12 protein-coding genes are annotated in these 12588 nt (G+C 61.9%); 3 read left to right on the forward strand and 9 right to left on the reverse strand.

Going from position 1 to position 12588, the window contains the following annotated elements:
- The first annotated feature begins 160 nt into the window (after window positions 1-160).
- A complete protein-coding gene (locus LAN37_15115) occupies window positions 161-3670 on the forward strand; it encodes a TonB-dependent receptor (GenBank protein MBZ5648543.1) in 3510 nt (1169 codons plus the stop codon).
- Window positions 3671-3793: 123 nt separating this feature from the next.
- Here the strand turns inward: LAN37_15115 and LAN37_15120 are convergent, their stop codons facing one another.
- From LAN37_15120 to serS, 5 genes are all read right to left on the reverse strand, one after another.
- Window positions 3794-4015, reverse strand: coding sequence for a hypothetical protein (locus tag LAN37_15120; protein MBZ5648544.1), 222 nt, complete (start codon window positions 4013-4015; stop codon window positions 3794-3796).
- A 141-nt stretch (window positions 4016-4156) separates the two neighbouring features.
- Window positions 4157-4843 carry an outer-membrane lipoprotein carrier protein LolA gene (locus LAN37_15125; protein ID MBZ5648545.1) on the reverse strand — a complete coding sequence of 229 codons (687 nt, stop codon included), beginning with the start codon at window positions 4841-4843 and terminating at the stop codon, window positions 4157-4159.
- 36 nt (window positions 4844-4879) lie between these two features.
- On the reverse strand, window positions 4880-5275 hold the full coding sequence (locus tag LAN37_15130; GenBank protein ID MBZ5648546.1) for a hypothetical protein: 396 nt from the start codon (window positions 5273-5275) through the stop codon (window positions 4880-4882).
- Between the two features lie 121 nt (window positions 5276-5396).
- Complete coding sequence (locus LAN37_15135; GenBank protein ID MBZ5648547.1) at window positions 5397-5963, reverse strand: hypothetical protein; 567 nt, start codon at window positions 5961-5963, stop codon at window positions 5397-5399.
- 77 nt (window positions 5964-6040) lie between these two features.
- Complete coding sequence (gene serS / locus LAN37_15140) at window positions 6041-7333, reverse strand: serine--tRNA ligase (protein ID MBZ5648548.1); 1293 nt, start codon at window positions 7331-7333, stop codon at window positions 6041-6043.
- Window positions 7334-7403: 70 nt separating this feature from the next.
- On the opposite strand from serS, the gene LAN37_15145 reads away from it, so the two are divergent.
- Window positions 7404-8987, forward strand: coding sequence for an alkaline phosphatase family protein (locus LAN37_15145; protein ID MBZ5648549.1), 1584 nt, complete (start codon window positions 7404-7406; stop codon window positions 8985-8987).
- Complete coding sequence (locus LAN37_15150) at window positions 8984-9925, forward strand: dihydroorotate dehydrogenase (GenBank protein ID MBZ5648550.1); 942 nt, start codon at window positions 8984-8986, stop codon at window positions 9923-9925. Before LAN37_15145 ends, LAN37_15150 begins: the two co-directional genes overlap by 4 nt.
- A gap of 99 nt (window positions 9926-10024) precedes the next feature.
- Here LAN37_15150 and LAN37_15155 read toward each other — a convergent pair whose 3' ends face one another.
- The 4 genes from LAN37_15155 to LAN37_15170 form a co-directional block, all read right to left on the reverse strand.
- Window positions 10025-10462, reverse strand: a complete 438-nt coding sequence (locus tag LAN37_15155) for a hypothetical protein (protein MBZ5648551.1) — start codon at window positions 10460-10462, stop codon at window positions 10025-10027.
- A gap of 6 nt (window positions 10463-10468) precedes the next feature.
- Complete coding sequence (locus LAN37_15160) at window positions 10469-11257, reverse strand: MBL fold metallo-hydrolase (GenBank protein MBZ5648552.1); 789 nt, start codon at window positions 11255-11257, stop codon at window positions 10469-10471.
- Window positions 11258-11340: 83 nt separating this feature from the next.
- Window positions 11341-11682, reverse strand: a complete 342-nt coding sequence (locus LAN37_15165; protein ID MBZ5648553.1) for a hypothetical protein — start codon at window positions 11680-11682, stop codon at window positions 11341-11343.
- On the reverse strand, window positions 11683-12531 hold the full coding sequence (locus LAN37_15170; GenBank protein ID MBZ5648554.1) for a 3-hydroxybutyryl-CoA dehydrogenase: 849 nt from the start codon (window positions 12529-12531) through the stop codon (window positions 11683-11685). It lies immediately after the preceding gene.
- Window positions 12532-12588: the final 57 nt, after the last annotated feature.

Here is a 12588-nt window from a genome sequence, read left to right on the forward strand (position 1 = left end):
AAGACTTCCGACTGGCTTCCGAAGTGCTAAGGAGTTCTTATTAGGCCCGGTCGGCCGGCCGGTCCGGCCCAAAATCCAACCGAAAGTGCGGAGTTCCCGGAGTCCGGAGCGACAAGAAAACGACAATTCAGATGGGTTAACCGAGCGAGAGGAGATTTCGATGCGCCGCCAACCCCGAATCCTGAGAGAGCGGTACTTGCAGGGCCTGGCCCTCGCACTCTTCATCACACTTCTCACGTCCGTGCCTGCGCTCGCGCAGCAGGCGACCGGCAAGATCGTGGGCACCATCACCGACCCTCATGGCGCGGTGATGCCGGGTGTGACCGTGACGGCTACCAATATCGGAACGGACATCAAGAATTCAACGGTCACGGACAAAGATGGGTTCTTCCAGATACTGAATCTTCCCATCGGCAATTATCGTCTCACTGCGGAGCGCGATAACTTCCGCAAACTGGTCACCAACACACCCCCGCTCCAGATCAACCAGGTGTTGCGCATGGATCTGCGCATGGAAGTCGGTGCGCGGAGTGAGACCGTCACGGTCGAAGCCAATGCCGTAGCCGTGGAGACGGTCAATGCGACGCTGGGCCAGGTGGTCACCGAACGCGCGGTCCAGGACATGCCGCTGAACGGCCGGAATGTGCTCGACCTGGCGCTGCTCCAGCCGGGTGTCACGGAAGTGAATCCCGGGGCAACGGAAAACGCCCAGGCCGGCAGCTACGGTATTGCCGGCGGCAAGTCGGATTCGGTCACCTTCCTGCTGGATGGTGGCATCAACAACGACCTGCTGGCCAACGGGGTGGTGTACAACCCCAACCCGGATACGGTCGCGGAGTTCCGCATCCTCACCAGCAACTACTCGGCTGAGTACGGGCGCAACGCCGGCGGCGTGGTCAGTGTTGTGACTAAGTCGGGGACCAACACCCTGCACGGCAGCGCCTATGACTTCCTGCGCAACGACGCACTCGACGCCAACAGCTACTTCAACAAAAAAAACGATCTCCCCAGAAACGTCCTCAAGCGCAACCAGTTCGGGGGTACGCTCGGGGGCCCCATCTACATCCCGAGTGTGGTCGATGGCAAGGACAAGTATTTCTGGTTCGCCAGCTACACCGGACAACGCCAGACCCAGATTATCAGCACCACGCAACTCCCCGTGTACACCACGGATGAGCTCAACGGGGATTTCTCCCATTCGGGGCCGGGCGGCACTCCCGATCTGGCCGTGGCGGCTTTCCTAACGGCCAATCCCTACTGGCAGCCCAATCCGGTGGACGCGGCCAACGCCAAGATTCTTCCCGCCAGAATCAGCCCTGTGGCGAAGAACTACATTGCCGCAAACCTGATCCCGACTTCACCGACAGGGCTGAAGATCGCCACAGGAACCAGCACGGACAATTCCGATCAGTTCACCACCAAGCTCGACTTGCAGCTCAGTCCCAACAACAAGCTCTCCGCCACCCTGGGCCTGGGGCGACATCCGGTGCTCAATCCTTTCAGCTTCTCGTTTGGCGCCGTTGCGGCGGATGCCTTCGGGTATGGCAGCACGGGTGATCATCACCAGAAGTTCGCCAATTTCACCTGGACCCACACATTCTCCAACGCCTTGCTCAACGAGGCTCGGTTCACAGCCCAGCGTAACAACGTCGCGCAAGCCATACCCGCCAAGCAGTTGCCCACCGCTTCGGACTTGGTGGGGGTTGGCATCACGCCCGACGAGTCCACCGGGCCTCCCATGATCGAGTTCAATAAGGGTCTGACGCTCGGATTCCCCCCCCAGGGACCGACCAGCCTGATCAACAACACTTTCTCCCTCAGCGACACGCTTTCCTGGATCAAAGGGAAGCACACCATGAAATTCGGCTTCTACTGGGCGACGTTCCAGAACAACACCCATTACGATTTCTACGTGAATGGAGATTTCATATTCTATGGCTCTGCCGGGAGCAGCTTCTCCGGTAATGACTTTGCGGATTTCCTCTTCGGCTTGCCCGACGAGTACGTCCAATTCGGCGCCGCACCTTCCAACATCCGCAGCAAGTCATATGCCCTGTTCGCCCAGGATGAATGGCACATCAAGAAGAACTTCGTCCTTACCTACGGCCTGCGGTGGGAGTTCAACTCGCCCAAGCTGGACACGCAGGGACGTTCCTTCACAGTCCTGCCCGGCCAGCAATCGCAGCGCTTTGTGAACGCTCCACCAGGCCTGCTCTTCCCCGGAGATCCAGCGGCTCCTAGGGGCGCCAATTTCCCGGATCACAACGACTTCGCGCCCCGCCTGGGATTCGCCTGGGACCCGTTCAACAACGGCAAGACGAGCATTCGCGGTGGAATCGGAGTCTTCTATGACATTCTGAAGGGGGAAGACAATTTGCAGTTCAACGGCCAGGGCCCGTTCTTTGGGTACAGCGATTTGTTTTTCCCGGCGTTGGCCGGCAACCCCGCTGCCGATCCCGGCTATATGCAGCAACCCTACGTAGTGACGGGCCAGCCCAATCCGTTCCCGTCCAAGCCACCGGCTCCGAACATCGACTTTGGCGCCGCTGGGTTCATACCGTTCGGCGGCGGAGGCGTGTATTTCGTCAACCCGCACCTGCGCACTCCATACACCTACCAGTACAACCTCAGCGTCCAGCACGAGCTCGCGACGGGGCTGACGCTGGAGGCCAGCTATGTGGGGAGCTCCACCCACAAACAAACCGCGCTGGCGGACCAGAATCCCTTTGTCCTGGGAACCACTTCGCGTGTGCTCAATCCCGTGGTTGATAATTTCAGCTACTTGCTGACGTTCTATAACCTAGTCGGGGCTAGTTACAACAGCCTGGAAACGAGCCTCACGAAGCGATTCACGGGCAACGAGTGGTTCGGCAAGAGCTACTTCACCCTTGCCTATACCTGGGGTAAGTCCATCGACAATGCTTCCGGTTTCCGCAACATCAACTCCCAGGTCCCCTTCTACAATCCGGGACTGTTCCGGTCGGTCTCCGACTACGACGTCACCCATCGCATCGTGTTTAGCGGCGGCTGGGATCTGCCCTTCGATAAGGCGTGGGCATCCGGACCAAAGCGGCTGGTGAAGGGGTGGAGCATCTATCCGATCGTCACTTGGCGCAGCGGCTTCCCCATGGACATCTTCGCCGGCTTGCGAAACGGCGGGGGGGCTTCGGGACCGTCTGGTGCCGGCGATCAAGCGATTGTGCGAGCCAACCTGACGAGCACCACGGTGGGCATCTACGACCCACGACAAGCGCAGACGTTCAACATCCAAGTGTTTGATCCAGCCACCTGTACCTTCGTGCCCACACCGACCTCCGGCAACTTCTATTTCGATCCAACGGTGTTCAACAACGAACCGTTCGCCGATCCGGGGCCGCCGTGCTTCCCGGCCTATGACCCGGTCGCCAATCCGTACGATCGCTCCTACGGATCCTACCCGCGGAATTACCTGCGGGGGCCAAGCCGCGGCAATTTCGATTTCGCGATCAGCAAGAAAACACCGCTTGCCGGAGAACGGTTAAACCTGGAATTCCGGGCGGAGTTCTTCAACCTCCTCAATCAGGCGCAGTTCCAGATGCCCACCCTGAATATTTCGGATCCGAATTTCGGCCAGGTCACGAGCACGTATGAGCCGCGCATTATTCAGTTCGGGCTGAGACTGAGCTTCTAGGACCGCTTCCGAACCAAACAAGAATGGCTCCGGCTTCGGCCGGAGCTTTTTCTTTGCAATGGATTCGCTTGGTGCTGCCCGTTATCGGTGGTGGAACAGAACGCCAGGGACAGTGGACGCCGCTTACTGCTCCCGATGCGGATGATCGCTCATGCGGAAATTGTTGCGGAAATGGTCCGACAGCAACGAGATCGCGGGACGGTTCTGCCGCGGGTCGGTCTGCGCCAGGTAACGCATGGCCTGCACCAGCAGGCGCTGTCCTTCGACGTAGCGGGAATCGCCCTTGCGTCCGCGCTTGATCCGTTGCGCGTCCGGTATCACGGGAATTGTGAAGACCTTGGCCATCGTCACACCTGAGTCATTCTGCTGCGGGTTGCTGTTTTGAGCGCCGGGGCCAGCACCGGGCTCGAAAAGATCTTGCGAGTATACCGCCGCCCCCTCGTCTCCTACAACGATTTCCGTATCGCGTTGATTGCAAACGAGTTTCTAGCCCTGAGGGTTCACTACCTTGGTATGGCTCGTGGTCTTCAGTTTGAAGACGTCGTCGGAGACCTTCTCGTTGAGCTTGATATTGCTGTACTTGGCCAGGCGGAAGTTGCCGCTGGGCTCAAAGAACTGCTGCTGCACAGAGACGCCGCGGGCGGGATCGATCCACAGCAGGATGCGGTTGAATACGCCGCGGGCTTTCTCGGATTTGGGTACCAGCTCCAGCTTTGCGGCGCTGACGCCACCTGCGGGTTCGTTGCCCAGCAGGGTCACGTCGAACGACTTCGACAGGTCATGTCCGCGGCCGCCGAAGCCGAGGATCAGGAAGGTCTCGAAGGTACCCTTGTCCTTGCCGGTGCTGTATTCGGTGACCTGGTCGATGTTGGGCTGGTAGACGCGCATCTTGTCGCCCTGGTAGAGGACGTTCTTCTTATCGCCCGGGGTGTCGCCGGAGATGTCGGCGGCCATCTGGATCTGGCTGGCGCTGCGGCGGAAGTACATCTTGCCGCTCTGCTTGGTGGTCTCGTTGACCACCTTCTCGTACTGGTCCCAGACGAAATCCGCCTCGGCCGACTTGAACGAGGCTGCGGTCGAATCCATGCGGTTCAAGACGGCCTCCAGCCCCGCTTGCTGGGCGGCAGCGAGGGTGGCGAACAAGACAAAGATGGACGCGATCAGTCGTTTCATGTCAGTTCATTCGATGCTTCCGGCCGCCGGCCGGATTTACGGATGGCGGACGCGCGCGCGGTACGCGATGACGTGGTTCTTGGCGTCACAGACCTCGTCGTAGCCCTCGATGCTCACCTCACCCGAGATAGGCTCGATGATGCGGCGCAACTGGTCCTCGACCGCCGGGTCGTTGTGCGAACCGCAGCGGGGGCGCGGACCGGACCGCACCGCCTGGGCGTCCACCTGGTACACCAGGCTCCCCTTGTCCGGAAAAACCACTACTCCGGTTGGATGCGGCGTGCGCTCGGTTGGTTCATCCTTGAAATTGATGAAATACGGGGAAAGGAAGATGAAGAGCAGGATCAGGGTCACCATGACGTCGTAGTGGACGCTGCCGCGAGGGTAGGTCCACCAGATGTAGCCCTTCACGGTGCTCCAGAAGCGGCTCATGGCAATGTCCAAGTCTAACAGCCGCCTTTCAGCGATGTCATCCTTCGCTAGTGGGCAGGATGTAACTCTGAGAAGGGCTGTTATCAACAGTTACGCAATTCGGGGCGGAAACTGCCAGGTCTCAGAACAACAAGCGGGGCAGTAGCTTAATTACCCAGATAAACGCCAACAGACTCGCAGCCGCAACCACCCACACCTTCAGCACTTGTTCCCAATCGAGAGGGAGTTTCTGCAAGACTGTCATTTCGCCCGAAAGAAACTCACGCTTCCTTTCGACAAGGTACGTTCCGGTCGGGATCAACGGAAGCCAGAACAATACAACAAACACTGTCGTCTTGAAGCGCTCCAGACCGGAATCGGCATCGTAGGTGCGTTCAGCCTTCCCAAAGCGCTTTCGGCCAATACCGTAAGGACGGATGAAGAAAAGCCTTCCGGGGTCTTTATCCCTTTCGGCTTTGCGCTCCCGCTCCTGCTGGCGAGCAGCTTCCAGGTGCTCGCGACCGTTGATTCTTCGCTTTGCCAGTTCGCCTGCGAGCGCGGCATTTGCCTCAGGCGTCAACTGCGCTGGTTGCAATGCCAGCCGGAGCAGTTCTTCGTCGGATTTGCTGCCATACTCCTCTGCGAGTTCTTGGATGTCCACGGCGCGGAATGTTAGTCCAGCCAAGGCGTCCGCACAATTGGGTTTCATAACTGGCGAAAAATCCTCTTCTCACCAGTAATCCCTCATGTGGGGAGTACCGTAGGGGAAGAGACTGGGGTTGACTCCTAGAACTTCTTCGGCGTGATCCGGTCGGCGCCGAGGTATGGGCGCAGGGCTTCGGGGATGAGCACGCTGCCATCCTTCTGCTGGTAGTTCTCCACGATCGCCACCCAGGTGCGGCCCACGGCGAGTCCGCTTCCGTTCAAGGTGTGCACGAACTCGGTCTTTCCCTTCCCTTCCGGCTTGTAGCGAATGTTGGCGCGGCGCGCCTGGTAGGCCTCGAAGTTCGAGCAGGAAGAGATCTCGCGGAAGAGCTGCTGGCCGGGAAGCCAGACCTCGAGGTCGTAGGTCTTGGCGCTGGCGGCGCCCATGTCGGCGGTGCAGAGCGTCACCACGCGGTAGTGCAGCCCGAGGCGCTGGAGGACGGTCTCCGCGTCGCGGGTGAGCTTTTCGTGCTCGTCCCAGGACTGCTCCGGGCGGGTGAACTTGACCAACTCCACCTTCTGGAATTGGTGCTGGCGGATGATGCCGCGCACGTCCTTGCCGTAGGAGCCGGCCTCGCTGCGGAAGCAGGGTGTGTAGGCGGTGAGCGAGATGGGCAGGCGCGCGGCGTCGAGCGTCTCGTCGCGGTACAGGTTGGTGACCGGGACCTCGGCGGTGGGCACGAGGTAAAGGTTCTTGTCGCCGTGCGGGACCCGGAACAGATCGGCCTCGAACTTGGGGAGTTGGCCCGTGCCGTACATCGAATCGGCATTCACCATGTAGGGCGGCAGGACCTCGGTGTAGCCATGCTCGCGGGTGTGCAGGTCGAGCATGAAGTTGGCCAGCGCGCGCTCCAGCTTCGCGCCCAGGTCCCAGTAGACCGCGAAGCGCGCGCCGGTGATCTTGGCGGCGCGTTCCAGGTCGAGCACGCCGAGCTGCTCTCCCAGCTCCCAGTGCGGCTTGGGCGTGAAGTCGAACTGGGGCGGCGCGCCCCAGCGGCGGACCTCGACATTGTCGTCCGGGGTCCTGCCCACGGGCACCGACGCGTGCGGCAGGTTGGGGATGCCGGCCAGGAGCTGGCGCAACTGGCTGTCCTTCTCGTTCGCTTGATCTTCCGCCAGCTTGATCTTCTCGCGGAAGCCTTTCATGGCTTCGATCTGGGCGGTGGCATCCTGCTTCTGCTTCTTCAGCCTGGCGATCTCTTCGGAGGCGCGGTTCTGCTGGGCCTTGAGGGTCTCCGCCTCGGTGATGAGCTTGCGGCGTTCGGTGTCAAGGGCGCGGAAGTCCCCGAGCACGACTTCGGGCGACATACCGCGGTCGCGCAGCTTTTGTTCGACGAGGTCGAGATGGTCACGGACGAAGACAAGATCGAGCATAGGAAACCGCTATCGTAACAGTCGCTAGTCGCTGGTCGCTAGTGGTTTGCCCGCGTTACACTACACAGAGATGAAAACCCGCCTCACGCGCACCTGTGCTGTTCTGGCACTCGTCCTGGTGCTGGGTCCCCTGTGTTTCTCCTCGGCGTACGACGCACGGCCGAGGCTGGTGGTGGTGGTGGTCGTGGACCAGCTCCGCGGCGACCTGCTGGAGCGCTTCCACGACAAGTTCGGGTCGAACGGATTCCGCCTGCTGATGGATCGCGGGGCCTACTTCGCGAACTGTGATTTCGACTACGCGGACACACGCACCGCACCGGGGCACGCCACGCTGCTGACCGGGGCCTACCCCAACGGACACGGGATCATGTCGAACCTCTGGTGGGACCCGCAGCTCGCCAAGATGATCACGCCAATCCAGGACGCAGCTACGAAGCTGGTAGGGCGCGAGGGACGCGGCGTTTCACCCAAGAACCTGCTGGCGTCCACGCTGGGGGACGAGCTCAAGCTCGCCACCGACGGCAGGGCGCGAGTGTTCACCATCTCGCTGAAGGAATATGCCGCGGTTCTGGCCGCAGGCCACGCGGCCGATGGCGCCTACTGGATAGCAGACTCGGACGGCGCCTGGGTGACTTCCTCCTACTACCGGTCCAATCTGCCGAAATGGGTCAGCGACTTCAACGCATCCGGACGCGCCGACAAGTATTGGAACCAGGAATGGAAAGACGCCGCGGGGAAGGTGCTCGGGCGCACCGACCGGAAGGCTGGCGACTTCTATCATGTGGTCGGAGCGTCGCCGTTCTCGGCCGATTACGAGCTGGAGTTCGCGCGCGAGCTGATGGTCAACGAGAAGCTGGGGTCGGGGCCGAACACCGATCTGCTCGTCATCAGCCTCTCGGGATTCGATCTCCAGGGGCACGCCACCGGGCCGGACTCGCCGGAGATCGCCGCCGAGGCGATGGCCCTCGACCGGCAGCTCGGCGATTTCTTCTCCTTCGTCGGGCAGCGGCTGGGGCTGGCGAACGTCTGGATCGCGCTCTCGGCGGACCATGGCGTGGCACCCATGCCCGAGCACACGAAAGAGCTGCGCGCCGCGGATACGGTCCGCTACGACGGACGCAAGATGCTGGAGGAGATCAACCGGCAGCTCTCGGCCAAGCTCACGCCGGGCCGCAGCACACAGTTCGTGGTGGGCTTCGACCCGCCGACCTTCTTCCTCAACCGCGAGGCGTTCCCCAACCGCGACGACGAGCAGGCCGCCGAGGCCATGGTCGGACAGCTCGCCGAAAAGCTCGGCATGCGCGGATACTTCACGCGCGCGCAACTGGCGCGCGGCGAGGTCCCGGCTACCGAGATCGGACGCATCCACCTGCACAGCTTCAGCCCCATCCCGAGCTGGTTCGTGATGACCATGCCTCCGGTGTTCGCAGTCGCGGATGCAGGCCGCAGCACCGATCACGGCTCACCCTACTCCTACGACCGGCACGTGCCGCTGGCGCTGTTCGGCTTCCCTTTCGTGCCCGGCACCTATCGCACGCACAGCGAGCCCGTGGACCTGGCGCCGACGCTGGCGTCGCTGCTGGGCATCAACGCGCCCACGCACTCGGTCGGACGCGTGCTGACCGAAGCGCTTCAGAGGGAGGGCGGACGATGAGCGCCCCGCAGCAGCAGCCGAACCTCCCCGACCTGAGCGTGAGCTTCTGCGGCATCCGTTTCAAGAACCCGGTGATCGCCGCCAGCGGAACCTTCGGGTACGGGGTGGAGTTCGAGGACATCGTCAACCTCGACAAGCTGGGCGGGTTCGTGGTGAAGGGCCTGTCGAAGGAGCCGATGCCGGGCAATCCGCCGCCGCGCATGTTCGAGACCGCCGCCGGCATGCTGAACTCCATCGGCTTGCAGAACATGGGGGCGCGCGCGTTCGTCGAGGAGAAGCTGCCGCTGCTGCGCAAGATCAAGGGCGCGGTGGTGATCGCCAACGTTTTCGGTTACACGCGCGAGGATTACGAAACCACCATCCGCATCCTGAACGAGGGCGAAGGCATCGCCGCCTACGAGCTGAACGTTTCCTGTCCCAACACCAAACGCGGCGGGATCATGATCGGCAGCGACCCGGTGCTGTTGGAGGAAGTGGTGGCCAGCGCGAAGAACGCCGCCGACCGTCCGCTGATCGTGAAGCTCTCGCCCAACGTGACCAGCATCCCGCAGATGGCGCGCGCGGCGGAGAACGCCGGCGCCGACGCCATCTCGCTGGTCAACACCTTTGTCGCCCTGGCCATCGACGCGGAAACGCGCAAGCCGCGCATCTCCAACGTGACCGCCGGGCTGAGCGGGCCGGCCATCAAGCCCATCGCGCTGCGCATGGTGTACGAGGCGGCGCACTCGGTGGACATTCCGGTGCTCGGCATCGGCGGCATCACCACCGCGGTGGACGTGGTGGAGTTCCTGCTCGCCGGCGCGGCGGCGATCGAGGTGGGAACCGCCAACTACTTCGATCCCTGCGCCACGGAGAAGATCGTGGACGGGCTGCGCAACTGGTGCATCGAGCACCGCGTGGACAAGATCACCGACCTGATCGGCGGCCTGCAAACCTAGTTTCTGGTTTGTCGTTTCTCGTTTCTAGTTGCTGCGCAGAACTATACTCGGGCGCAATGGCCCGAAGCAGAAATCTAGAAACTAGAAACGAGAAACTTCTTACGAGATCCGCTGCTTGAGCTCTTCCGGGATGCGATCGCGGACTTTTTCCGGCAGGCGGTCGTGCAGGCGGCGGGCGCCGGTCTTGGCGGCGTCCACCATGACCAGCGGCGCTGGAGTGGCGATGGCCACGATCACCCACATCAGGGTGGAGAAAGCGAACCCGCCCAGCGCGACGATCTCCAGGATCAGGGCGTGGCGCGGCGAGAAGTGGCGAACGGCCAGGAAAGCGACCAGGAAAAGCACCGCGGAGATGGTGGCGATGACGATGAGAGAGATGTCGATGGTGCGGTGCAGGCGCTGCCGCGAACGGCAATGCGCGCATTCGGCGAAGTGGGCCTCGTAGTCGCCGCGCATCTCCGCCGCCAGGCCGGAGATGTCGTAGCGCCATCCCGCCAGAATGCCCCCAACGACCTTGTCAGTACATTTCTGACTCATCCACATTCACAGCCGGATCGGGTCCAGCACGCAATGCTGCGCCGCCAGCATCAGCCGGTTATGCAGCAGATTCCGGCGCGGTTGCAGGGCGGATTCTGCGCTGCGCCGGGCGATCTCCGGATGATTGTTCTGCTCCGAAAGATGCGCCAGCACGACGAACGATGCATTTCCATCATAGTCGTTCGCAAAAAATTCCGCGAGTGCGTCATTGGAGAGATGTCCCACCCGCGACATCACGCGCTGTTTCACCGCCCAGGGATACGGTCCCCCGCGCAGCATCTCCAGGTCGTGGTTGGATTCGATCATCAGCACATCGCAACCGCGGACGTGTTCGCGCACACTGGTTGGGATGTATCCCAGGTCGGTAACGATGCCTGCCTTTACGCCCTCGGCGCGAAAAGTGAAGGCTACGGGATCGGCGGCGTCGTGCGGGATGGTGAAGGGCGTCACCTCGATGTCGCCGACGGTGAAGCGGCGTCCCGCGGAGAAAAGTTCCAGGCGGTCCAGATCGGAATCGTCGCAGTCGCGTGCCCAGGCGTCGTTCGCCGGGCCGGTCATGAACACCGACGCCCTGGTCTTGCGCGCCAGCACGGGCAGGCCGCCAAGATGGTCGGAGTGCTCGTGCGAGATGAGGATGGCGTCGAGCTGGTGCGGATCTTCGCCTGCTTCGTGCAGGCGGCGGAAGATCTCACGGCAGGAAAGGCCGCAGTCCACCAGAATGCGCGTCCGGGTGCTGGCGATGAGTGTGCTGTTGCCCTTGCTCCCGCTGGCCAGCACCGCGATTCGAAGCGCCATGCAGGCAGAATAGCTGGATACGCACCCGGGCGGGAGTAACTGATCCATAACTAAGCGCCCGTTTCCGTGGAAAGTGCTGCCAATTATTCTTTCTGCTGCCAGAGGATCTCGACCGAGCGGCGGCAGAGAGCGCCCAGATACGCGCCGCTGATGGCCGGAAACAGCGTGGCAAACGCGTAGCCCACTCCCTCCCAGTGCTGCAGGTGCTCGACCCTGACCAGCAGCACGCGCGCGATGATCAGCGGAATGGAGATCAAAGCCGCCCAACGCCACGCCTGCTCGCGGCGCCAGATCCCGATCGCCATGGGGAACACGGACGCCAGCAGCAGGGTGATGCCCTTGTCATCGAGCCGCAGGTCGATGAAGACCAGCAGGGCAGCGAGTGCGATCCCCACCAGCCACACCGGTATGTCGCGTCTCCGCACTCAGTACTTGTAGAACCCGCGGCCGGATTTGCGGCCCAGCCAGCCCGCGTCCACGTACTTGATCAGCAGCGGGCAGGGACGGTACTTAGGGTCGCCCAGGTTTTCGTGCATCACGCGCATGATGTCCAGGCAGACGTCAAGCCCGATGAAATCAGCCAGCGTGAGCGGCCCCATGGGGTGCGCCATGCCCAGCTTGAACACCTCGTCCACCGCCTCCGGCGTGGCCACGCCTTCCATCACGGCGTACATGGCTTCGTTCAGCAGAGGCATGAGCACGCGGTTGGCGACGAAGCCGGGTGCGTCGTTGACCTCGACCGGCGTCTTGTCGAGTTTCTTGGCCAGTTCGAACACGGCGTTAAAGGTTTCGTTCGAGGTCGCCAGGCCGCGGATCACCTCCACCAGCTTCATCATCGGGACCGGATTGAAGAAGTGCATCCCGATAACCAGGTCGGCGCGCTTGGTGAGTGCCGCCAGCTTGGTGATGGAGATAGAAGAGGTGTTTGACGACAGGATGATCCCCGGCCGGAGGATCTGGTCGAGTTCGCGGAAGAGCTGGGCCTTGATCTCGAACTTTTCCGTCGCTGCCTCGACGACGAAATCCGCCGCCGCCAGCTCCTTGCGGTCGAGCACCGGGCGGATGCGCTTGAGCGACGCGGCTTTGTCCTCGGCCGTGAGCTTCTGTTTGGCCACCTCGCGCTCCATGTTCTTGTTGATGGTATCGAGTGCGCGGTCCAGAAACCGCTGTTCCACGTCGCACAGGATGACGTTATAGCCGCTCTTGGAGAACACGTGGGCGATGCCGTTGCCCATAGTCCCGGCGCCGACCACGCCAGCCGTCTTGATGTCCATGATTGCCTCCGGAGTATGAAAGGAAACACAAAAGTCTAGCAGAGCCGCCGGTCGGCA

This window comes from Terriglobia bacterium (assembly GCA_020073495.1).
Lineage (GTDB): Bacteria > Acidobacteriota > Terriglobia > Terriglobales > Acidobacteriaceae > JAIQFD01.

Coding starts and splice junctions, on each gene's coding strand:
- LAN37_15150 (MBZ5648550.1), top strand. CDS start 8,984: ATGAGCGCCCCGCAGCAGCAGCCGAACCTCCCCGACCTGAGCGTGAGC.
- LAN37_15135 (MBZ5648547.1), bottom strand. CDS start 5,963: ATGAAACCCAATTGTGCGGACGCCTTGGCTGGACTAACATTCCGCGCC.
- LAN37_15145 (MBZ5648549.1), top strand. CDS start 7,404: ATGAAAACCCGCCTCACGCGCACCTGTGCTGTTCTGGCACTCGTCCTG.
- serS (MBZ5648548.1), bottom strand. CDS start 7,333: ATGCTCGATCTTGTCTTCGTCCGTGACCATCTCGACCTCGTCGAACAA.
- LAN37_15155 (MBZ5648551.1), bottom strand. CDS start 10,462: ATGAGTCAGAAATGTACTGACAAGGTCGTTGGGGGCATTCTGGCGGGA.
- LAN37_15120 (MBZ5648544.1), bottom strand. CDS start 4,015: ATGGCCAAGGTCTTCACAATTCCCGTGATACCGGACGCGCAACGGATC.
- LAN37_15160 (MBZ5648552.1), bottom strand. CDS start 11,257: ATGGCGCTTCGAATCGCGGTGCTGGCCAGCGGGAGCAAGGGCAACAGC.
- LAN37_15170 (MBZ5648554.1), bottom strand. CDS start 12,531: ATGGACATCAAGACGGCTGGCGTGGTCGGCGCCGGGACTATGGGCAAC.
- LAN37_15115 (MBZ5648543.1), top strand. CDS start 161: ATGCGCCGCCAACCCCGAATCCTGAGAGAGCGGTACTTGCAGGGCCTG.
- LAN37_15125 (MBZ5648545.1), bottom strand. CDS start 4,843: ATGAAACGACTGATCGCGTCCATCTTTGTCTTGTTCGCCACCCTCGCT.
- LAN37_15130 (MBZ5648546.1), bottom strand. CDS start 5,275: ATGAGCCGCTTCTGGAGCACCGTGAAGGGCTACATCTGGTGGACCTAC.